This window comes from Amycolatopsis jejuensis, from assembly GCF_000717335.1.
GTDB lineage: Bacteria > Actinomycetota > Actinomycetes > Mycobacteriales > Pseudonocardiaceae > Amycolatopsis > Amycolatopsis jejuensis.
On the sequence record NZ_JNYZ01000017.1, the window covers coordinates 59,183 to 80,980 of the forward strand.

Consider the following 21,798-nt stretch of genomic DNA (forward strand, 5'->3'; position numbering starts at 1 on the left):
CGCTTGCTGCGCAACGTAAAAGATCAACCTTCTCGGGTCATCGGACACTCTCCCTTCTCCTGCCCGCTTTCGATGGTATCGGCAAATCGAACACCCATTCGACTATCGATGGGGTGAATCTGAAAGGCTCCTGCCGAACGGCCCGTGACGGTGCCAGGCTGTCGATCGGCCACCCGGTTGATTCCGCACTCCCTGTTCACAGACAGTGACGCGACCTCCGCGCGCTGCTACCGTGGACTGTGACACCGAGGGGGAGCAAGTGAGTGAGGACTGGCAGACGGAGATGGTCAAGCAGGCCATCGCCTTCGCCTTTACGACAACCGGGAAAGCCGCTGAATACCTGTGGAAACGGCTTACCGACCGGGTACCGAAGGACGCGGCGGCGGTCGAACGTGCTGTCCGCACGCTGATTGCGCGGGATCCGGATGCGGCGCGCGAGCTGCATGCGTTGATGCAGGCCGAATTGCCGGTCGGTCGTGCCCTGCCGAGGGTTGCGACGCACGCCGCGCGCCTGGTCGATCGGCACCATCCGCAGCGGCAACTGCACGGGCGCACTGGAACTGCAGTGCTTTCCGGTCCACCCGGGATCGGGAAGAGCGAGCTGGCCCGGCACGTCGGGGCGAGCGGTGGGTACCCGGGTGGCGCGATACTGGTGGATTGTGCCGAATATCGGGACGGGCCGGGGATGCCGTTGGGGCGCAACCGGATCAAGGCGTACGTGCTGGCTCGGCTCGGTGTCGAAACGATCAGCGAGAACGACAGCGAGCTGGCCGCGCAGTACGACGACGTGCTCGCGCCGCTGCAAGTGCTGCTCATCTTCGACAACGTCGAGAGCGCGCAGGAGCTGCATCGGCTCGTGCCGCCTGCGCCGATGAGTCTCGTGCTCGCGCTTACTTCCGCGCCGGAAGACGACTTTCTGCTGGAGTTCGGGTCGCCGATCGTCCTCGGGCCGCTGGAGGAAGGTGCGGACGGGCAACTGCTGGAAGGGCTGTGCCCGCCCGGTCTGGCGGCTCGGGATCCGGAGGGTTTCGAAGCGCTTCTCACCCAGTGCGACCGGGTTCCGCAGGTGCTCGTCGTCGCGGCGCATCTGGTGCGGCAGCGGGAAAGTCTGTCGCCGCGGCCGTTCGGCGCTGTCGCGGAGGAGCTGCGTTCCGGCGGTTCGCTGCCCGTCGTGAGCCTGGCGTACGACGAGATGCTGGCCGGATTGTCGAGCGAGGCGGCGGAGCTCTGCCGGTTGCTCACCGCGTTCCCCGGGCCGAGTTTTACTGCCGAGGTCGTGGACGTCCTTGCCGGGAAACGGGAATCGTCGACCAGTGCGTTGGTCGAGTTGCAGTCCAAGGTGTTCGTCACGGTCGAAGCGGACGGGCGGCTTCGGCTCGCCAGTCAGGCCCGGCAGGCGGTCCGGCGCGCCGGGGACACCCGTGGGATCAACGAGGCGCGAGCGCGGCTGCTGCAGTACTACGCCGCGCGCGCGGTCGACGCGGATTGGCAGAAGTCCGGTGAGCAACGGCTTCGGCTCTATCCAGGACGGTCGCAGGGCAGGCCGTTCGCCGACGATCCGGTCGACTGGCTCGCCGCCGAGATGCCGGTCTACCGGGCGTTGGCCGCGGTCGCGCGGGAATGGGGTTTTCATCGTGAGCTCGCGCAGTTCGGCGGAGCGCTCGAGATCGTTCCCCTGCACCGCAACGCCCATCGCGACTTCGAGGAGATCCTCCGGCACTGCATCGAGGACGCCGACGACCCGGCGTTGCTGGCACGGTTGACGAGCCAGCACGGGCGGCTTCTGTCATTGCTCGGGGAGTTCGGCCGCGCGGCGGAGGCCTTCACTCGCGCCGAGGCGGAGTTGCGGCGGATTCCGGACCCCGGCACGGATCGGCATCAACAGCTGGCTGCGTCAGTGCTCGAGTTCCAGGGACTGTTCCACCGGGAGCAACAGCAGTTCGACCTGGCCGCCGGTTACTACCAAGCGGCGCTTGATATCTCGCGCCGGCTCAGTGTGCCCGGGACTCCGCACCGGGGGCGTGGGCTGCACGCGCGGATGCTGGCCAACGTGCTCGTCGTCCTCAATCGGCCGAAAGACGCGCTGGACCTCCTCCGAGAGGCTGAGCAGAACACTGATCCCGCGCGGCATCGTGATCTCGCTCAGGTCCGGCTCGTGCAGGCGAAGGTGCTTACGGCGACCGGCCGGGCGGAGGAGGCGCTCGCGCTGGTGCCCGAGGTGTGGCAGCTGGCGGTGCGGGCTCGGAGCGACCAGTACGACCTCGAGATCGGCGAGGCCCTGGGTGACGCGGCTTGGCGGGCCGGAGGGGTCGATCTTGCGCGGCAGCACTGGTTCGGGGTGTGGCAGCGGTATGAGGCTGCAAGGCATCCGCGTAGGGAGCGGCTGTATCGCAAGCAGTGTCAGGGGGTTTGAGGAAGCCGAGGCCATTGTGCGGCAGGGTTTGCTCAGGTGAGGCCGGGTGTCAGCGGTGTTGCGGAGGTTGAGCTGCGTTGGCGGGCTGCCGGACGGGTAGCCGCGGTGGGTGCGGGGCTGTGCGGCGGGTTTCCGCGGCGTCGGTGAATGGACGGCGCGCCCCGGCTGCGCTACTGAGCTACCTCGGTGAGTGGAAGGCCGCGGACCAGGCGCCAGTAGGCGATCGAGGCCATGATCAACGGGTCGACGCCGGGAGGGGCGGGTAGCTCGGTCGTCTGTCCGGCCGTCCAGATGCGACAGTGGCCGGGCTCGGTTTCGGCGACGAGGCGGGCGTTCGGCCGGGTGCGGGTGGTTGCGGCGGCCCAGGTGGGGAAGTCCGGCCCGGCGTCGCGGTAGATGATGGCTGCGCCCTCCAGTTCGGAGAGGGTGGCCATTTCGGCGTGGGCGACGATGTGCTGGCCGGGGAGTGGCGGTCCGGGAACAGCAGCAGGGTAACGGGATACGGCTCGGAGGAGGTCGGTGGTGGGAGGATTCGTGGGAACGGTGCCGGAGAGTTGGTGGGCGGAGGGAACAACCGGGGAAACAGCGTCGGGGAGTTGGTGGGCGGGAAGATCCACGGAAGCAGCGCCGGGGAGCGGGTGGACGGGAAGATCCACGGAAGCAGCGCCGGGGAGCGGGTGGGTGAGAGGATCCGGGGAAACATCGCCCGGAACGTAGTGAGCGGCGGGAGGATCCGGGGAAACACGGCCCGGAAGGTAGTCCGCAGAGGGAAGAACCGTCGAAACATCGTCGCGGAGGTGGCCAGTAGTGGCCAAACCGTCGACGCTGACGCGGAATGCCGTCACCTCCTGGTGTTCCGGCGTCGGGTCCGCGACCGGCGGGAATACTGCGGGCCAGGACGGCGCGGCGAGATCCAGCAGCTCATACAACAGCGGGCGGAGGATTTCCGCACACTTGCCGCCGTATTCCACGGCTTCCGTCGCGGCCGAACCCATTGGGCCGGTGGCGATGGCGGTCGCGAGCTGGGTGCGCAGTGGTGCGTCGTCCAGGTGGGGTGCGGTGGCGATGAGGTTGGCGAGTGGGGAGTCCGGTACGACGGTGTCCGCAGCCGGGCTGGCGAACAGCACCGGGATCTGTGCCGCGGCGGCGTACAAGGGCATGGAACCGCAGTCGCTGACGACGACGTCTGCGGACAGGATCGTGGCTTGCCAGCCGCGTTGGGGTGGGATGACGGTCAGGCCTGCTCGGAGGGCGGTGGCGAGGTTCGCGCGGACCTGGTGTGGGCTGTGCGCGGACCAGATGCCGGGGTGCAGGACCAGGCTCACGCGGTAGTCGTCGAGGGGGAGTTCGGCCAGGAAGCGCTGGGGCAGAAGCGGATCTGACCCCAGTAGCGACTGCGGGCCCCAAGTCGAAGCAAGTACCACGTGGGTGCACCGGTCCGAGTTGAGCAGGCGGCGGAAGTGCGGGATCCGGTGGGTGCTGGCCAGCATCCGGTCGTGGCAGGGGTCGCCGATCACGACTGCGCGGGCGGCGGTGGCCGGTTCCAGGTGGGACAGCTGGGAGGAATGCGACAGGCCGATCCGGAGGTGGCGACCGCGGAGCCGTTTCGGGTTGAGGCCGGACACCGTCTCACTGCGCGGGTAGTACTTCTGGTGGCCGATGCCGTGTGCCACCAGCAGGACCGGGCAGGAAAGCTCGTCCAGTGCGTCGTTCTCACTGGCGGCGATCGCCAGGTCGAACTGCGTTTGCACGGCTTGCTGCCACGGCAGTACGAGTGCGTCGAGGCTCGCCAGGAATTCCTCCACACCTGCGCTGAACAGGGCCCGGTCGTGCTCGTTCCAAGTGAAGACGATCTGCACGCGGTGGTCGTCATCGAGGAGCGACCGGATGTCCAGCAAGCGGGTGAGCGTGGTGACCGTGCGGGCGACGATCAGGACCCGTCGTTGCACGGGGTAGGTGAGCCAGTGGTCGTACGCCGGATCAACCGGGACTTTCCGCCAAAACGACGGGGGGGGGGTGGGCTTTTCGGCCATCACTTGCCGCGGCGGGCGATCCAGGCGGCGGCTTGGGTACGGCGTTGCATGCCCAGCTTGGCGAGCACCGACGTCACGTAATTCTTCACCGTTTTCTCCGCCAGGAAGAGCCGTTCGGCGATTTCGCGGTTGGACAGGCCCTGCCCGATGAGCTCCAGTACGTCGCGCTCGCGGTCGGTCAGAGTGGACAGTTCGTCCGTCGGCGGGTGGCGCAGCTTGTCGAGTACACGGGCGGTGCTCACCGGGTCCAGCAGGGACCGGCCGGCGGCTACCTCGCGGACCGCGTTCACCACGTCCTGACCGCGGACCTGCTTCAGCAGATAGCCCGACGCGCCCGCCATGATTGCGCCGACCATGGCTTCCTCGTCGTCGAACGCGGTGAGCATGAGGCAGGCCGGGGGGTTCGGCTTGGACCGCAGCTCGCGGCACAGGGTGATGCCGTCGCCGTCGCCGAGGCGTACGTCGACCACTGCGACGTCCGGTTCGACGTGCATCGCCACCGCGAGCGCCTCCTCGACGCTCCCGGCCTCGGCGACGACCTCGAGGTCTGACTCGTCGCTCAGCAGGTCGCGCAGGCCCCGCCGGACGAGTTCGTGATCGTCGACTAGCAGTACCTGGATCGGCATCTGTCCAGGTTACGGTGCATGCGCCGGTTCGTCCGCCCGTGGTGCCGCAGACCACCGGTGGCCGACGTAACGCCCGAGCACGGCGACCAGGATCAGCACCGCCACCGTGCCGAGGGTGAAGACCTCGAACGTCAGCCGCGAGACTTGCCACTTGCCCTCGAAGTCGTAGTCCACGCCCAGCAGCGGTTCGAGCGCTCCCGGGAACAGCGCCGACCACGAGCCGATGACGATCCACGCGTAGACCAGGCCCGCGCAGACGAGGAAACCTGCGCGTCCGCCTGGTACGCGGTATGGGCGCGGAACATCGATGCGCCGGAGTGCCACGAGTGCCGGGATGATCACGAGGTACGACATCAGCAGCGTGGTGATCGCAACCGTGAGCACGACCTTGAACAGCGCCGCCGCGTCGCCACCGGCAACTGCCATCGCGGCGAACATGAACACCGTCGCGATCACGCCGGACAGCAGGTTCGTGCGCACCGGCGTGCCCAGCCGCGGGTGGAACGCGCCGAGTCCGCGCGAGAAGAAACCGCCGTCCGCGGCGGCGATCGCTTGCATCCGGTCGCTGACGACCATCCACGCGCTGCCCTGGGTGACCAGCGAAAACACGAACAACACCGCGGTGAGGACCAGGATCGGCCCGCCCGCGCCGCCGTAGACGCCGAACACGAGCCGCGCCGCTTCCATGAAGCCGCCGATTCCGGTGATCCGGTCCGGCGGCACGACCGCGAGGATCGCCAGCACCGGCAGTACGTAACAGAGCGCGGCGACGGTGGTGGCCCGCCCGAGCGCCGGTGCGACGTCGCGTTGCGGGTCGTGCATTTCCGCTCCGGCCGCATTCGGGGCTTCGAATCCGACGTACGCGAACAGCAAAACCGGTACGAGCGCGAGGAAACCGGCGACGGTCGGGCTGAAATGCGCGGCGGAAAGCCCGGCGAAACCGTGGGAAATGCCGTATCCGAGCGCGGTTCCGGTGAAGACGGTGATGGTGAAGACCTTCGCCACCGCACCGGCGGTGACGACCCATTTCCCGTGGCGCAGCGAGATGATGGCAATCAGGATCGCGACCCAGATGAACGCGAGCTTGAACAGGTAGTCGGCGACCGTGCCGGTACCCAGCGGCGAGAGGAAACCGTCCCACGTGGCGGCGGCAATGAACGACAGCGTGCCGCCGAGCCAGATCGGATTGGTGACCCAATAGAACAGCGTCGTCACCGCCGCGACGGCCTTGCCGAAGGCGAGCTTGACCCACACATACGGCCCGCCTTCTTGCGGAAACGCGGCTCCGGTTTCGGCGAAAAGCATCGAATACGGGACCAGGAACAGGATGACAATGGCGATGCTCCAGGTGAGCGCTTCGCCGCCGCCGGACGCGATCTGCCCGAAGGTGTCGAACGAAATCACGGCGGCGACGCTCATTGCCACGATGTCGAAACGGCGCAGGGTCCGGGGGAGAAATGTCGTATCCGGCGGGGAGATCGTAGCCATGCGGGTGCCTTTCACCGGAGCCCTCGATCCGGCGGAACCGGACTTTTCGTCAAAATACCGCTCAGCGGTTCATGATCGACGAATCCGGTCCGGCAGGGCAACAGCCCTGCCCGCGGCTACTCTTCGCAAGCGACTCCGTCTCGGTTGCGGTCCAAGGCGGGTCGGTAACCCGGGTCCCAGACGTGGAGTGGGGCCGCACCCGCGGCCCGTGCTGCTGCGCAATTCTTGTAATACACAGCGCTCGGCTTCTTCGTTTCCGGTTCTTCGGTCTTCACCGGTGGCGGGTCGACATGCGTGGACGTTTTCGGCGGGGGCGGCGGCGTCGGGGTGGTAGGCGTAGGTGCATTGATCACCCCTTTGCATGGAGGCGCCCACAATCCCACCGCCGCTTTCTGCGCACTATCAGCCGCCGTCCGCAATGCGTCCGATGCCGTCGACGCCAATTGCGCGTAACCATTTTCCAATGCGGCGGTGGCGTAGTCATTTCCGTCCGCCAAAGACAGCGCAACTCCATCGGCGGTTTCGGATGTGATCGACACCGCCACCCCGGCGAGTTTCGTACTGGCCCAGGTCATCGTTTCCGGTGCAAAACAGTTGTTCCCCGTCGCCACGACGATTCCGAGAAGGTGCACGGTGCGGTGGCTGCCGTCGGAACCGGCGAGGTCGACGGTGGCGCCGTCGGTGACTTTCTCCACGGTGTACGTCGTCGGCGCCGCAGTGGTCGAGGACGTGGCGGTGGTCGACGTCGTGGCTGCAGTCACCGGTGCGGCGACCGGTTGCGGCGCAGGCGGTTCCGATTTTCCGAGAACTGCGCCCAGCACGAAAAGAACCGCGAAACCGCTGAGCGTGACCGTCAGCCACATCGGGAACTTCGGCCGGGTACCGGACGACGCTGCGGGGGTGGAGTCCATTCGGAATTCCTCGTTCCTGAGGCGGGTGCCGAATGGTGTTCGCGGAAGTGCCCGCCGGTGTTACGCAAAGCCGGAAAGTCACGGACACGTCACAAAGTCCGCCGTTTCTCCGGCAGGTGTGACAGGGTGCCGGTTTCCGACGATGGGTTTCTCGGAATCGTCAAGGAGAAAGCGCACCCACAATGGCCGAGCTGATCGACCGGTTGTCCTTGTCCGCGGCCGGGCAGATGCCCGCCGGGGACGTCGAATTCACCGCGATCGACGTGAAGGCGACCGGTTTGCGGACCGGCCGGATCGTCGAACTCGCCGCGATCCGGTTCCGCGGCGACGGGACGTTCCTCGGCGAGTTCGCCAGCGTCGTGTCACCCGGCCGCAAGGACCGGGCGCAACGCGCACCCCGCAACCCGCACCGCATCGCCGCCGCGGAACTCGCCGGCGCCCCGGATTTCGCCGACCTCCTCGGCCCGCTGCTCGACCTGTGCCAGGACGCCATCGTCGTGGCCGACGACCTCACGCTGGTTGACAGTGTCCTCGCCGCCGAGGTCCGCCGCCTCGGCATCCAGCTGCCCCGGATGCCCGGCATCTCCCTCCGCGACACCGCGCAGGCGACGCTCCGCCTGCCCAACTACCGCCTCGCCACCGTCGCCCGCGCGTTCGGCATCGCCGACTTCCCCGGCTACCTCGCGGCAGCGTCCGCCCGTGCCTGCGCGCGGGCAGTCATCGCCCTGGTCGGGGTACACGGTCTGCGCCTCGCCGGACGGCCGCGGCTTCCGGAACTGCCGCTGTACGAGGCAGGCGCCGCCGTGGTCCGGCGTTCCGAAACCGGCGCGGAGAAAGGCTGGATGGCCGAGGTCGTCGACCGGGTCCCGGCGACCGGCGGTGGCGCGCCGGCCGCGCAGGCGTACCTCGACCTGCTGGCCGAAGCGGTCGGCGACGAGTTCCTCTCCGACGACGAGGTCTGGTCGCTGGCCGGGCTCGCCGCCGAAGCCGGGCTCCCTGAAGCCGAAGTACGCCGTATGCACGCGGATTTCGTCGCCGCGCTGCGTACGGTCGCGGAATCCGACGGCGTGGTCACCGCGGGCGAAGGCCGGGAACTCCGTCAGGTCGCGGACGCGCTCGGGGTCCCGCAAGCGGTCGCCGACCTGCGGGTCACTGCCTCGGGCCGCAAGGCCACGCGGGTGCTGGTGCTCGGCACGTCGGCCGGCGCGGACCAGCTGCGGGCGCGCGTGCTCGCGGAAGGCGTGCAGCTCGCGCAGAAGCTCACCGGTTCGGTCACGCACCTGGTCTACGACTCGACCGTCCGCGACACCGAACCGCGCCTCACCCGCGCCCTCGAACTCGGCGCCCGCACCCTCGGCCTCGACGAAGCCCCCGTCCAGCTCGGTTTCGAAACCGAGCCGCAGGAGATCAAGGAGCCCCAAACCGCCCCGACCACCAAACGGTTCGTCGGCGTCATGCTGATGGGCACCGGGCTGCTCATGATGATCCTGACCATCGTCGCGTTGTTCACCGGCGCGGGGCTCGGGGCTGGGATCGTGATGGCGGTGTTCGGCGTAGGTGCGCTGGTCGGCGGTTGGTATCTCAACGAAACCAACCGGTTACCGGCCGTCTGACACCGGCGCCGGAAACCTCTTCTCGTTCCGGTCCACCTTCGCGTTCGCCGCCTCCAGCAGGTCGATCCCCAGCACGTCGGCCAGCCGGACCAGGTACAGCGTCACGTCGGCGATTTCGTCCCGTACGTTGAACTCCCGCGCCGGGTCGGCGCGCCAGTCCGCCGATTCGTCCGGGGTCAGCCACTGGAACAGCGCCGTCAGCTCGCCCACTTCGCCGGACAGCGCCATGGTCAGGTTTTTCGGCGTGTGGAACGGTTCCCAGTCACGGGCCGCGGCGAAGTCGCGCAGCCGCTGGGTGAGGTCGTCGAGGGTCACCGGACCTGCCTATCACGCGCGGTGGTCACTGGGCCGAAAAGAGTACGCCGTTGGCCCACACGCGCGTGACGGGCGATACGGCAGACTGTCCGCGTGAGCGTGCCCGACCTGCGTCCCTACCTGCGCAGCTTGGACGTGGCCACGCTCGCCGACCTGCTGCACGCACAGGCCGAGCGCGACCCCGAGCTGTGGCACTCCCTCGAGCTGCGCGCGGCCACCCACGCCGGCGACGTCACCGAGGCGCACCGGCTGCTGGACACGGCGGTGTCCGACGGCAACCTCGACTACACCGCCAAGATCGGCGCCGTCCTCGACACCGTGCGGCGACTGCTCGACGCAGGCAGCCGCGCCGACCTCGCCCCGCTTGCCCGCCGGGCGGTCGACGACATCGCCGAGATGCTCGACCGGCATCCCGCCGGTGACCTGGGCGAACGGCTCGACCGCGCGGTCGAGCTCTACGCCCGCGCGTGCGCCGCGCGGCCACCCGCGCCGGAGCCGCTCGCCGACTGGATCCTCGACGCCGCCTTCGACGGCCGCGCCATCGCGCTCGCCGATTTCGCGCAGGCGCTCGGCGAACGAGGCGTAGATCGAATCAAGTCCACTGTGGACGAAGTACTCGCCGGACAGCCGGCTGGGCATCGGCTGGCGGTCGCGGAACGGCTACAGGAGGAGGTGGCGGAGGTCCGCGGGGACGTCGACGGGCTCGTCGCGATCCTGTCCGCCAAACCGCCGCGGGTCGACGTGAGCCTGAAGATCGTCCGCGTGCTGCGGGCTGCCGGACGGCACGGCGAGGCCATCGCGTACGCCGCCCGCGCGCTCACTCCACATCAGACAGAGGGCGAAGAACTCACGTTGCGCCGCAAGGAGTTCGACGAGGAACCCAGCGTCGTCACGTACGCTGCCCTGCGCACCGCGGCGCTCGACGCCGGAGTGTGGACCGCGCAGCGCACGTCGGCTCTCGTGCGGCTGCGTGAGCGTGGAAACGCGGAAGAAATCGTCGGTGCGCTGCAAAGGGATGAGCGTCCGGACGAGGCCTGGCGCGCCGCCGTGCGGTTCGACGCCTCACTGGAAACGCGGCTGGAGCTGGCTGTCGAACGGGAGACGACGCATCCGGCCGAGGTGATCCCGGTGTACCGGACCCATCTCGAGCAGCTGATCGAGCTGAAGGACCCCAAGGCGTACCAGGAAGCGGCGAAGTACCTGAAAAAGCTGCGCACGCTGCACAAACGCGCGGACGCGGCGGAGGAGTTCACCGGCTACGTCGCCGAGCTGGTGAACGTCCACCGCCGCAAGACCCGGTTGATCGCGGAATTCCGCGCGGCCCGGATTGCGCTCCCGAAAGGCTAGATCTCGCGCAACGCCGCCTGGTACGTGTCGAGGTCGAAGTCCAGCTCGTCCTCCACAGCGTCCTCTTCAGGCTCGACCAGCTGCTCCTCCAGCACCGTCACCAGCCGGTCGACGACGTCCACTCGCGACAGTCCCTGCTCCAGAAGCCGTTGCGCGGCAGGCCACAGCTCGGCCGGGTCGTCGTCCCACAGCTGGTCCACGACCGACGTCTCCAGCGCCAGCCGGAGCCCGTCGGTGCCGTCGAACTCGTCCGCGGCAAGGGATTCGTGGTACTCCGGGTGCGCGCCGATCACCAGCAGCCGCCGCTGTTCCGGGTCACCCGGGTCCAGGTCGGTGAACTCCTCGTCGCCGATCACGGTTTCCAGCTCCGGCACCGCGAACCGGCGGCGGGCCACCACGGCGAGCACCTCGTCAGCGGACTCGGTGCCGTCGAGATATGCGCTGAGATCGTCGTCCTCGTCTTCGTCGGACAGATACTCGCCGAGGTACTCGGTGACCTCCTCGACGAGCGCGGCCGTCGCGACGTCGGACAGCTCGGCCCGGCGCGCGCCCCACGCGGACCACGCGAGCACGACCGGCGCCACGGCGTCTTCGTCCTCCAGCTCGTATTCGCCGTCCAGCAACGATTCGAGGAAGCGCGCGAGCTTCTCCGGACCGACGCGCAGCGGGTTCGCCGGCTCGGTGCGGCAGCCGTGCTCCACCAGCAGCGCGGCGATTTCCCGTCCGGCTTCGGCGTCCGGCAGCGCCGTCTCGGCGAGGAACTGCGCCACCGCTTCCGCGCGCTGTTCGGCGGTCCACGCAACGACCGGCGGCGCCACGGAAGGCTCCGGCAGCGACCGCGCCCAGACGAGCGCGATCGCGTGGAACCGCGAGTAGTCCTCGCCGACGTCCGGCTCGTCGAGGGCGTCCGTGGCCGCGATCCCGGCCAGGAGCAGCCGGTGTGCGTCGGCGGGCTCGACCTTGTCCAGCACGACCAGGTCGCCGTCCTCCGCGGCCTGCGTGCGCATCTCGGCGAGGACTTCGTGCGGTTCCTCGATCACCACGAGGTCGCGGACCCGGCCGCCCTCGGTGAAGTCCAGCAGCGCGAGCAGACCCAGCGTCGCGTCGCCGCGGGAGAACACGCACAGCAGCGACGACTCGTCGCCGTACACATCGCCGGTCCGCCAGCATTCGCCGACGCTGACCTGCCCGATCTCCGCCGCCCACTCCGGCTCCGGGATCCCCCGGCCCAGCACGACCGCGAGCGCCTCGGCCGCCGCCGAGCGCTCCTCCTCGGTCTCGGCCAGTACCTGCAGCGCGGCCAGCAAAGCCGCCGCGCCGGGCGTGATCTTGCGCTGGGCGAACGCGATCAGCTCGAGCCCGAGATCCGTGTCGGGCTCGTCCTCCACCACGACCTCACGCCATTGCCCGACGACCTCGGAGCCGAGCAGGTCGACGTCGAACGGGCCGGGTTCGGCCGCAACGGCGGAGAAGTCCCGCAGCACGTCCTTGAACAGGCCGTTGATGCTCGGGGCTGACGGTAGGGAACTCTTCTTGCGGGCGCGACTCACCGGACTCATGCCGGACATCGTGGTCCATGCCGTGCGCGGCACCGACGGCGGCTCCGGCGATCGGCTCAGCCGGTGGGTCCGGACGGGTCACCGACGTGGCGGCGCGCCTTCACGCGACGTTCGCGCAACGCCTCGTCGACGTCGTAGACGAAGCCTCCGGCGGCCATCGCCACCAGGAGCGTCAAACCGAGTACCGAGCCGACCCAGGTCAGGACGATCGTCAACATCGTGGCCTCCTCCGCAGGTCGGGAGCGACTTCCTGCTGTCTTCAGGGTCGCCCGGGACCGGGGGCGGGGGTATCGGCCAAGTGGTTACGAACACACTGGCCGATCGGTGGAGAACGTCCTGGCGGAGTGAGGATCGGGACGCGAGAGGTGCCTGTGGGTGAATCAGAGCTTGCGCAGGCGTACCCGGTTGATGGTGTGGTCGGCGTCCTTGCGAAGCACGAGCGTCGCGCGCGGGCGCGTCGGCTTGATGTTCTCCATCAGGTTCGGCTCGTTGATCGTGCTCCACAGGTGCCGCGCCTCTTCGCGGGCCTCGTCGTCGTCGAGGCCGGCGAAGTGGTGGAAGTGCGACGCCGGGTCGGCGAAGGCGGTGTGCCGCAGCTTCAGGAACCGCTCGACGTACCAGCGCTCGATGTCGCCGGTGTGCGCGTCCACGTAGATCGAGAAGTCGAACAGGTCCGACACCGTCAGCCGCGGGCCGGGCTGCAGCACGTTCAGTCCCTCGACGATCAGGATGTCCGGCCGCTCCACGACCTGCTCCTCGCCGGGCAGGATGTCGTAGGCCAGGTGCGAGTACACCGGCGCGGACACCCGGTCGGCGCCGGACTTCACCTCGGTGACGAACCGCAGCAGCGCACGCCGGTCGTAGCTTTCCGGGAAACCCTTGCGGTGCATGATGCCTCGCCGGGTCAGCTCGTCCCGCGGGTACAGGAAGCCGTCGGTGGTGACGAGGTCGACGCGCGGGTGGTCGGGCCAGCGGGCGAGCAGCGTGCGCAGGATCCGGGCGGTGGTCGACTTGCCGACCGCGACGCTTCCCGCGATGCCGATCACGTACGGGACTTTGGTGCTGCGACAGTCCTCGCCGAGGAAGGTCGTGGTCGCTTCGTACAGCTGCTGGCGGGCCTTCACCTGGAGGTTGATCAGCCGGGACAGCGGCAGGTAGACGTCGGCGACCTCGGCGAGATCGATCTGCTCCCCGAGCCCGCGCAGCCGGACCAGCTCGTCCGCGGTCAACGGCAGCGGGGTGGAACTCCGCAGCTCCCGCCACTGTTCCCGGTGCAGCTCCACGTAAGGGCTGAGTTCACGGACCCGTGGTGGCATCGCACACTCCTCGGCCGTCGCCTGCGCTGGCTCCGTACAGCGCTACTCGCGTAACGCCGTTCTAACGTTAGGGCTTACCGCGCGTGAACGCGCTGTGATGTGTTGCACTGACGAAGGAATCGTCACCTAACGTGACCGTTGGCGCCGAAGACTTCCTGCCACGCGGCGGCGACCTGCCGGGCGCACGTGGCCGGCGCCACGCCCCCGACCCCGGTGCCGAGACCGGGCATCGCGATGGTCCGGACCGCGTCGCGGACCGGGCCGGATTCGAGCTGACCTTGCCGCCACTGCAGGAAAACCGCGCGCGCGGCGAGGTACGGGTGCACGGTGTCGGCAGGCAGCCGTTCGCCCGGCTCACGCATCGTCGGCGCGCTGATCAGCCACGCCGGTTCGTCCTCGCCCGTCGGCACGATCACCGACTCGCCGATCGGCAGCTCACCGCCATAGGCCGCCAGCACCGCGCTGCGGACGTACTGCTCCACGTCGGGAAACGCCCGCGAGTACACGGCATCGATCCCGCCGCGCATCCAGCCGTACGAATTCGCCGGGCTGACCACCGCCTGCGCGGCGATGTCGAGCACCGAACCGCGGTGTACCCGTACCGGGCCGCCGAAATCCGCCACGACGGACGTCCACGCCGCGGCAAGTGGTTCATCGACGGCACACAGCACCAACTCCGGCGCGGGGGGCGAATCCGGTGAAACGGCGTCCCCGCGCCCGGCGTGCGTGCCCGATTCGGCGGTCACCGTTCCAGCATCGCAAAAAACACCACCCGGCGTAACCGGGCTGTCCGAGTGAAAACCGCCACGTGCGAGGTCAGTAGCCTGGCAGTCGTGTTGCGGATCGCGTACTTCGGCCCTCAGGGCACATTTACCGAGCAGGCCGCCCGCGCGCTCGCGCCGGGAGAGGACCTCACCCCCTACGAGACCGTGCGGCTGGCGTTGCAAGCCGTGCGGGACAACGCCGCGGACGCCGCGTGCGTACCCATCGAGAACTCCGTCGAAGGCGTGGTCCCGACGACGCTCGACGGGCTCAGCGACGGCGACCCGCTCGTCGCCGTCGCGGAGACGATCCTGCCCATCCACTTCAGCGTGCTGACCCGGCCCGGTGGCGGCGAAATCCGTACCGTGGCAAGTCATCCGCACGCGCTGGCCCAGGTCCGCGACTGGCTCGAGGCGAACCTGCCGGACGCCACCCCGGTCGCCGCGTCGTCCACCGCGGCGGCTGCGGTCGGCGTGGTCGACGGCAGCTTCGACGCCGCCGTGTCCGCGCCGGTCGCGATCGAGCACTACCCGCTGGAGGCGCTGGCCACCGGCGTCGCCGACGTCCGGGACGCGCAGACCCGGTTCCTGATGGTCCGCCGTCCCGGCGTGCTGCCCGCGCCCACCGGCGCCGATCGCACGTCGATCGTCGCGGCCGCGGTCAACCGCACCGGAACGCTGGCCGAGCTGCTCGCCGAACTGGCGAGCCGCGGGATCAACCTGACCCGCCTCGACGCGCGGCCGACGCGCAGCAACTTCGGCGAGTACCGGTTCTTCATCGATTTCGAGGGACACGTCGCCGAACCCCGGATCATCGACGCGATGACCGCCCTTCGCCGCCGTTGTCACCTGCGGTTCCTCGGTTCGCACCCGCGCGCGGACGAGGTCGCGGCCACGATCGAGACGGGCGCGGGTAACCAGGACTTCGTCGACGCGCAGGCGTGGGTCGACGCGGTCTTGAAGGGGGAGGGCGCATGAGACTGCTGCTGGTGCGGCACGGGCAGACCGAGGGCAACGTCCGCCGTGCGCTGGACACCGCGTTGCCCGGGCCGCCGCTCACCGAACTCGGCCGCGAGCAGGCCGTCGCGCTCGCGCAGCGGCTGGCGCCTGAGCCGATCGTGGCCGTGTACGCGTCAGAGGCGGTGCGCGCGCAGCAGACCGCGGCGCCGCTGGCGGAGACGTTCGGCCTCGAGGTGCAGGTGATCGAGGGCGTCAAGGAGGTCGACGCCGGTGACCTCGAAGGGAACACCGACCAGGAGTCGATCGCGGTATACATGCGCGCGGTGCGGGCGTGGACGGAAGGCGAGCTGCACGTCGGGATCCCTGGCGGGGAAACCGGCGCGCAGGTCCAGGACCGGATGCGCCGGGCGGCCGGTGAGCTGCGCGCGAAGCACGAGGAGACGTCGCCGGACGGCGTCGTGGTGCTGGTCAGCCACGGCGGCTCGATCCGGCTCGCCGGGGAGTGGCTCACCACGAACGTGCCCGCCGACGTGGCCAACAGCTCGCTGATCCCGAACACGGCCTTCGTCGAGCTGGTCACCCTCCCCGGCGGCGGCTGGAAGTGCCTGAGCTGGGTCGATACGCCGCTTTAGGCCTCAGGCCGTGACGCGCGTACCCCGGCGCCAGATCGCCCGCGTGTTGAGCGTGTCGGAGATCGTGGTGGTGGGATCGCCGTCGACCAGGAGGAGGTCGGCGCGCAGTCCTTCGGCGATGCGGCCCCGGTCGTCGAGGGCGAAGCGGCGGGCGGTGGTGGCCGTGGCCGCCCGGAGCGCTTGGGCAGGCGTGAGGCCCGCGCGGACGAGGTACTGCAGTTCGTGGTGCAGGCTCGCGCCGTGGGCGAGGCCGCTGAGGAAGGGCAGCGGCAGGGAAACATCGGTGCCGGCCAGCAGGTCGACCCCGGCGTCGTGGAGGGCTTTCACGGTGGCCAGCACGTCGTTGATCTGGCCCTGCGGGTAGTGGCCGAAGGATCCGCGGAGGGTCTTTTCCCAGTCGGCGTCGAGGCGGCGGGCGACCCGGGGGTCGTCGGCCAGTTCCTCGCCGGTGATTCCCATCATCGACGCGTTCAGGACGACGCACGGGACGACGAACACGTCGGCGGCCTTGATCAGGCTGACGATCTCGCCGGTGTGCGGCCGGTCCATGAACAGGTGGGCGAGACCGTCGATCCCGGCCTCGACGGCCATCCGGGTGGCGTCCACGGTCAGCGTGTGGGCGAGGGTGAGCATGCCGTGCCGCTTGGCCTCGGCGACGCCCGCGTCCAGGGTGGCCTGGTCGAGCATCGGAAGGCCGGGATGCCCTTCGACGCTGCCGTCGTCGACCATGAACTTGATGTAGTCCGCGCCGTTTTCGACCAGCCGGGGAATGACCGCGACGGCCTCCTCCGGCGTGGTGACGTGTGCGGTGACCGGCGGCGGTCCGGCGGGCTTCGCGCCGGGAGGCGGGCCAGGGCGGAAGCCTTCGGGGAACAGCTCGCTGGGGTGCCCGCCCGGCGGGGTGAGGCCGAAACCGGACGACCGGATGTCGGCGACCGTGTCGTCGGCGCTGAGGTGCGCTCTGTTGCCGCGGGTGTTGGTGCCTTGCATTTCGAGTTCGGTGGTCACGCCGAACCGCAGTGCCATGGCGAGCGTCCCGGGGCCGGTGTGCACGTGGGCGTCGATCAGGCCGGGCAGGAGGGTGGCTCCGCTGCCGTCGACGACCTCGGCCCCGCCGGGGACCTCGCCGCCGACCTGGGTGATCCGCCCGTCCTCGACGATTACGGTGCGCACCCCGATGGCCTTCTCGCCGTCGAAAACCTGTGCGCCGGTGATGGCGGTGATGGACATGTCCTACCTCGATCCTGGGAGAGTCCTGCTGCCGAAAAGCATATCAAAAGATATGTAGTTGCTTGCTGCTATGAATATGCAGACCGGTGGCGAACTTTGTAGGATCGAGCGATGGCCACCCCTTCCCCGCACCCGGGACGAGATGCCGTGCTCGAGGAGGTCGGCCCGGCGTTGTCGCGGCTGCGGCGCCGTACCTCGAACGGACGCGGAGACCTCACCCGCAACTTCGTCCTGAACGTGGTCGCGGACGCGTCGGGGGAGATGACCGTCGGTGGCATCGCCGCCGAACTGGGGGTCACCCAGCCGGTGGCCAGCCGTACCATCACCACCTGCATCGCGGACGGGCTCCTGCGGCGGGCCGCGTCGCAAGCGGACGGGCGGCGCACCGTCCTGGAGCTCACCGAGGCCGGGGCCGCCGAGCGGAATCGTTTCGCGGCCGAGCAGCGCGCGACCTTCGAGCAGATCACGGCGGCTTGGCTGCCGAGTGAGCGCCTGCAGTTCGCCCGGTTCCTGATCCGCTACGGCCAGGACGCCAGTGCCTGGTCGGCCCGGCAGCGCCAGGGGTAGATCACTCGTGCTGGGGAACGTCGCGTGAACACCCCCGACGTGGGGAACCAACCGGATGCGGGGCAACCCGGTCCGGACCTGGCACGTCCTCCGGGCGAAAGGTTCCTCCCCGGTACCGCGTTCACCAGCACAGCGAGGCGAGTGAGATGGCAAACACGAAGAAACCGTGGTTTTCCCTGGTCTTCCTGTCCGCACTGGGCGCGTCGGGGGCCCTGCTGCTGTCCGCGTGCGGCCAGGGTGCCCCGGCCGCGAGCGGGCCGTCGAGTTCCGAAGCCCCGTCGTCCAGTTCGTCGGCACCCAGTTCGGCACCGTCCCCTTCGGGCAGTTCGTCGTCCGCGAAGCCGCCGGTGGACAACGGGCTCTGCAAGGCAGCCGACGTCACGTTGTCGATCGGCAAGGGCGACGCCGGCGCGGGTTCGGTCTACCGGCCGCTGCTGATCAAGAACACCAGCAACACGCCGTGCACCATCCAGGGGTTCCCCGGCGTGTCGTACGTCGGCGGCGCGGACGGGCACCAGATCGGCCCGGCCGCGTTCCGCGAAGGGGAGAAGGGTGCCGTGGTGAAGCTGGCGCCGGGTCAGTCGGCCGCGGCGGACCTCCAGTTCGTGCAGGTCCGCAACTTCGACCCGGCAGTCTGCAAGCCGACCGACGTCAAGGGCCTTCGGGTGTACCTGCCGCAGGAGACGGCGTCGAAGTTCGTGGCCGACCCGGGCACCGGATGCGCGGGGGAGAAGCTGCCCGGCAACCAGCTCGCGGTGAAGACCGTGCACGCCGCCTGACGGTCAGCCCCGCGCGCAGAGCTGCTGCACCCGCACGACGTCGGCCTGCCGTTCCGGATTGTCGAAACGGCTGCTGAGCACCATGCGGTTCACGCCGTCGAGGCTCTGCGCGAGCGGCTGGTACCCGCCGTCGAAGGTCGCCGCCGCCCTGGCCAGCTCCAGGGCAGCGGTGATCCGATGCACGGAATCGTCGGACATCCGGGTGAACTGCGTCGGGTCGTACCCGCCGGTCGTGTCCGGGATCCGCCCGGCGCGGGAGAACGACTCGCACGCGGCGGCGGCATCCACGTTCGCCCCCGCGCGCTGACCGGAAAGCCCCCAGAGCAGCCCCACCACGCAGGTACCGAGCACGAACCCGGCAACGGCGGCGAGGACCAGCGGGCGGCGTGATTTCGGGGCCTCGGTCTCGGTGCTCTCGTCATCGTCCGGCAGCGGCGGGGTGTCGAGCGCGGTCATGGCGTACCTCCCGGCAGCCGGGGTGAGCTGCTATTTCAGCACCAAAACCGCGCCGGATCACTGCTGCGGACGGGCGGCATCCCCGGTCGAGGCCGATTTGTCATCGAGGGCGTGCCTGCGGAGTGCGAACAGTGCATATCCGGTCACCAACAGCAGCAGGACGCCGGACGCGGTGAACGTGTCACCCGCCGAGCCGAGCAGCTTCGTGACCAGCCCGCCGAGCAGCGCACCGACCGGAATCGAGCCCCACACCACGGTGCGCCACACCCCGAGCACGCGGCCGAGCAGCTCACTGGGTACGAGCGTGTGCCGCGCGGTCGCTAGTACCACGTTCACCGCCACCACCGCCGCCGCGAACACGCCGAACAGCACCGCCGACAACCACGGATGCCGTACCAGGCCCATGCCGCCGAATCCCAGCGCGCAGCACAGCACTCCGCCGACCAGCACCGTCCGCCGTCCGCTCCCTCGCACGAGCCGTGGCGTCACGCCCGCGCCGACCAGGCCGCCGATCCCGCCGACGAACGCGAAGGCGCCGAAGGTCGCGTCGGACAGGTGCAGGTCTTCGAGCGCGTACAACACCAGCTGCGCCTGGGCCAGCTCGCTGACCAGGCTCAGCAGCCCGGCGATCGCCAGCAGCCGCAGCAGCAGGGAATGCCGGCGCAGCCAGCGGAACCCGTCCACGAAATCCGCGCGGACGTGCACTTGGTTCTCTGTGCGCGGCCGGTACCGGCCGGCCATCCCGAAGAGCACGACGGCGGCGATGGCGAACCCGGCGGACGTGAGCAGGAACGGAAACGCCGCGAACAAGGCGAAGGTGGCACTGCCGACCGGCCCGCCGAGGAACGTCTGGCCGACGATTTCGGACGCCTGCAGCTTGCTGTTGGCGCCCTCCAGCCGGTCTGCTCCGACGAGCGCGGGCGGCAGGACGTTCGCCGCGCTGTCGGCCACCGTCTCCGCCGTGCCCACGAGCAGCGCCGCGAGGTAGATCGTCCACATGTCGACGGCGTCGAATGCGACCAGTGCGGTGACCCCGGCGACCACGAGCGCCCGCGCCGCGTTGGCGATGATCATCGCCTTCTTGCGGTCGACGCGGTCCACGAGCGTTCCGGCGAGCACCGCGAAGAGCAGCCACGGCACGAACTGCATGGCCGACAGCGCGGCGATCTGCACCGGGTCACGGGTGAGAGTGGTGGCGAGCAGCGGAAACGCGACCTTGGCAATGCCGTCGGCCAGGTTGGCGGTGGCGCTGGAGGCGAGCAGCCAGCGCAGCCGGCCATCCGTCTTCCTGCGCGCCACGAGTACCTCGCGAGATCGAGTGCTGACTGCCGGTGACCAGTCTAGGTCGGCATGGCGCATTCCGTGACCGTTTGGTGACTTCCGGTGATTTCCGCAGTCAGGGAGTGTCGTTCCGGGCGGAACTGCAGTGTGGATCTATGCGCACACGGAATTCCGCGGGGGAAGCTCAGCCCCAGCCGAGTTCGTGCAGCCGTTCGTCGTCGATGCCGAAGTGGTGTCCCAGTTCGTGCATCACGGTGATGAGCACCTCCTCGACCACGTCGTCCTCGGTGTCGCACATGCCGAGGATCGGTTGCCGGTAAATCGAAATCCGGTCCGGGAGGACGCCGCCGTACTGGCTCGTGCGCTCGGTGAGCGCGATGCCGTGGTAGAGCCCGAGGATGTCCGGTGCCTCGTCGTTGAACTCCTCGACCAGCACCACGACGTTGTCCATGGCCGCGGCGAACTCCTCCGGGACCTGGTCCAGCGCCTCGGCCACCAGCTCCTCGAACCGGGCAAGGCTCATCTCGACCGGCACGCTCAGTTGCCCCCGGACGTCGGCGGCGTGCTCGCCGCCTGATCCTTGACACTGCCGGTGACCGCCTGGAACCCGCTGCCGTCCGCCAAGGTGGCCGCGACCTTGCAGTTGACCTTGGTGGACCCGGCGCTCCAGCTTTCCTGCTCGCGCGAGTCCCAGCCCAGCATGAGCTTCTTCTGGCCGAGGTCCGCGCCGCCGGTGTAGTCCTTCGCGGCCTTGTTGCATTCGGTGTCGAGCCACGCCTTCTGGTCGTCCAGCTTGGGGTAGCCGTCCTTGAAGTTCGAGGCGAGGTCGAGGGTGGCGATGATCTCGTACGAGTGCGGCTTGCTGCAGTCGACCGGGTCGCCGACCCCCTTGCCCGCCAGCGCGAGGCAGGTACCCGGCGCCCACACCAGCGACTGGTCCTGGTCGCGCGCCGCGCCCGTGGTGGGCTGCAGGCCGCCACCCGGCCCGGCCCACTGCAGGCCGCAGCGCAGCTGACGGTCACCGTCGGCCCACTGCGCCGCCGTCGGCCGCAGCAGGTTGGTGGTGAGCTTGCCGTACGGGTCGAGCGCGTGGCCGAGGTACGGCCGGACGTCGCTGTTGCACTTCTGCTGCGCGAGGTCCTGCCACTGGTCGAGGCCGGGGAACGGCGCCTGCGCGGGGAACTGCGCCCCGATGTCGACCATCGTGGTGACCTCGAAGAGGTGCGGCTGGCCACACGGCACCTGGTGCGCGTCCGCCGCGTCCTGCGCCGCCCAGGCAAGGCAGGTGCCGGGCGGGGAGTGGAACGCCTTCTCGGCGGCCTCGGTCAGCTTGCCCTCGCCACCGCCGGCGCCGCCGTTGGCGAGCGTGCCGGTCCAGGAGAACGCGACGCTCAGCGCGAGCGCGATGACGGCGCCAAGGAACACCCCGGCCATCACCACGCGGGTGGTCAGGGTCTTCATGTGCGGGAACCGCTCGGCGCCTCTGGACATCGATACCCATGATGCCCGCG

The 21,798-nt window shown here is 69.4% G+C and carries 21 protein-coding genes; 7 read left to right on the top strand and 14 right to left on the bottom strand.

Annotation, left to right across the window (positions count from 1 at the left end):
• Positions 1-259 precede the first annotated feature (259 nt).
• Positions 260-2,413, top strand: a complete 2,154-nt coding sequence (locus tag OO71_RS23755; RefSeq protein WP_033292081.1) for a hypothetical protein — start codon at positions 260-262, stop codon at positions 2,411-2,413.
• A gap of 170 nt (positions 2,414-2,583) precedes the next feature.
• On the opposite strand, the gene OO71_RS47645 is transcribed toward OO71_RS23755, so the two are convergent.
• The 4 genes from OO71_RS47645 to OO71_RS23775 all read right to left on the bottom strand — a co-directional run bounded on the left by OO71_RS47645 (position 2,584) and on the right by OO71_RS23775 (position 7,471).
• Positions 2,584-4,362, bottom strand: a complete 1,779-nt coding sequence (locus OO71_RS47645) for a hypothetical protein (RefSeq protein WP_156096507.1) — start codon at positions 4,360-4,362, stop codon at positions 2,584-2,586.
• A gap of 83 nt (positions 4,363-4,445) precedes the next feature.
• Entirely contained in the window at positions 4,446-5,072 is a 627-nt protein-coding gene (locus OO71_RS23765) for a response regulator (protein ID WP_033292082.1), read from the bottom strand.
• Positions 5,073-5,081: 9 nt separating this feature from the next.
• Complete coding sequence (locus tag OO71_RS23770) at positions 5,082-6,560, bottom strand: APC family permease (RefSeq protein WP_033292172.1); 1,479 nt, start codon at positions 6,558-6,560, stop codon at positions 5,082-5,084.
• Positions 6,561-6,676: 116 nt separating this feature from the next.
• Positions 6,677-7,471 carry a thermonuclease family protein gene (locus OO71_RS23775; RefSeq protein WP_033292083.1) on the bottom strand — a complete coding sequence of 265 codons (795 nt, stop codon included), beginning with the start codon at positions 7,469-7,471 and terminating at the stop codon, positions 6,677-6,679.
• A gap of 182 nt (positions 7,472-7,653) precedes the next feature.
• Here OO71_RS23775 and OO71_RS23780 point away from each other — a divergent pair, with 182 nt between their 5' ends.
• On the top strand, positions 7,654-9,084 hold the full coding sequence (locus OO71_RS23780) for a 3'-5' exonuclease (protein WP_156096508.1): 1,431 nt from the start codon (positions 7,654-7,656) through the stop codon (positions 9,082-9,084).
• Here OO71_RS23780 and OO71_RS23785 read toward each other — a convergent pair.
• Positions 9,070-9,399 (bottom strand): nucleotide pyrophosphohydrolase, encoded by a 330-nt coding sequence (locus tag OO71_RS23785; protein WP_033292084.1) that lies wholly within the window; start codon positions 9,397-9,399, stop codon positions 9,070-9,072. The genes OO71_RS23780 and OO71_RS23785 overlap by 15 nt on opposite strands.
• A 93-nt stretch (positions 9,400-9,492) precedes the next feature.
• Between OO71_RS23785 and OO71_RS23790 the strand changes: the two genes are divergently transcribed.
• Complete coding sequence (locus OO71_RS23790) at positions 9,493-10,746, top strand: hypothetical protein (RefSeq protein WP_245633759.1); 1,254 nt, start codon at positions 9,493-9,495, stop codon at positions 10,744-10,746.
• Here OO71_RS23790 and OO71_RS23795 read toward each other — a convergent pair.
• The 4 genes from OO71_RS23795 to OO71_RS23805 form a co-directional block, all read right to left on the bottom strand.
• On the bottom strand, positions 10,743-12,305 hold the full coding sequence (locus OO71_RS23795) for a hypothetical protein (protein ID WP_033292175.1): 1,563 nt from the start codon (positions 12,303-12,305) through the stop codon (positions 10,743-10,745). The two genes, OO71_RS23790 and OO71_RS23795, sit on opposite strands and share 4 nt — an antisense overlap.
• A gap of 56 nt (positions 12,306-12,361) precedes the next feature.
• Positions 12,362-12,523, bottom strand: coding sequence for a hypothetical protein (locus OO71_RS51315; protein ID WP_169776562.1), 162 nt, complete (start codon positions 12,521-12,523; stop codon positions 12,362-12,364).
• Positions 12,524-12,685: 162 nt separating this feature from the next.
• Positions 12,686-13,621, bottom strand: coding sequence for a type I pantothenate kinase (gene coaA, locus OO71_RS23800; protein ID WP_033292085.1), 936 nt, complete (start codon positions 13,619-13,621; stop codon positions 12,686-12,688).
• A gap of 122 nt (positions 13,622-13,743) precedes the next feature.
• Positions 13,744-14,367 (bottom strand): macro domain-containing protein, encoded by a 624-nt coding sequence (locus tag OO71_RS23805; RefSeq protein WP_033292086.1) that lies wholly within the window; start codon positions 14,365-14,367, stop codon positions 13,744-13,746.
• 87 nt (positions 14,368-14,454) lie between these two features.
• Between OO71_RS23805 and pheA the strand changes: the two genes are divergently transcribed.
• Positions 14,455-15,360 carry a prephenate dehydratase gene (gene pheA / locus OO71_RS23810; protein WP_033292087.1) on the top strand — a complete coding sequence of 302 codons (906 nt, stop codon included), beginning with the start codon at positions 14,455-14,457 and terminating at the stop codon, positions 15,358-15,360.
• Positions 15,357-15,974 carry a histidine phosphatase family protein gene (locus OO71_RS23815; protein WP_033292088.1) on the top strand — a complete coding sequence of 206 codons (618 nt, stop codon included), beginning with the start codon at positions 15,357-15,359 and terminating at the stop codon, positions 15,972-15,974. The genes pheA and OO71_RS23815 overlap by 4 nt, the downstream gene beginning before the upstream one ends.
• A gap of 3 nt (positions 15,975-15,977) precedes the next feature.
• On the opposite strand, the gene OO71_RS23820 is transcribed toward OO71_RS23815, so the two are convergent.
• Positions 15,978-17,204, bottom strand: coding sequence for an amidohydrolase family protein (locus OO71_RS23820; RefSeq protein WP_033292089.1), 1,227 nt, complete (start codon positions 17,202-17,204; stop codon positions 15,978-15,980).
• A gap of 111 nt (positions 17,205-17,315) precedes the next feature.
• On the opposite strand from OO71_RS23820, the gene OO71_RS23825 reads away from it, so the two are divergent.
• Positions 17,316-17,771, top strand: coding sequence for a MarR family winged helix-turn-helix transcriptional regulator (locus tag OO71_RS23825; protein ID WP_033292090.1), 456 nt, complete (start codon positions 17,316-17,318; stop codon positions 17,769-17,771).
• Positions 17,772-17,917: 146 nt separating this feature from the next.
• The gene (locus tag OO71_RS23830; RefSeq protein WP_051792018.1) at positions 17,918-18,550 is read left to right on the top strand and encodes a DUF4232 domain-containing protein; all 633 of its coding nucleotides are present in this window, start codon (positions 17,918-17,920) and stop codon (positions 18,548-18,550) included.
• Positions 18,551-18,553: 3 nt separating this feature from the next.
• Here OO71_RS23830 and OO71_RS23835 read toward each other — a convergent pair whose 3' ends face one another.
• From OO71_RS23835 to OO71_RS23850, 4 genes are all read right to left on the bottom strand, one after another.
• Positions 18,554-19,006 (bottom strand): hypothetical protein, encoded by a 453-nt coding sequence (locus OO71_RS23835; protein WP_033292091.1) that lies wholly within the window; start codon positions 19,004-19,006, stop codon positions 18,554-18,556.
• A gap of 57 nt (positions 19,007-19,063) precedes the next feature.
• Positions 19,064-20,305: an MFS transporter gene (locus OO71_RS23840; protein WP_033292092.1), complete on the bottom strand. Its 1,242-nt coding sequence runs from the start codon at positions 20,303-20,305 to the stop codon at positions 19,064-19,066.
• Positions 20,306-20,471: 166 nt separating this feature from the next.
• On the bottom strand, positions 20,472-20,822 hold the full coding sequence (locus OO71_RS23845; RefSeq protein ID WP_033292093.1) for a metallopeptidase family protein: 351 nt from the start codon (positions 20,820-20,822) through the stop codon (positions 20,472-20,474).
• A gap of 2 nt (positions 20,823-20,824) precedes the next feature.
• Positions 20,825-21,778 (bottom strand): septum formation family protein, encoded by a 954-nt coding sequence (locus OO71_RS23850; protein WP_033292094.1) that lies wholly within the window; start codon positions 21,776-21,778, stop codon positions 20,825-20,827.
• Positions 21,779-21,798: the final 20 nt, after the last annotated feature.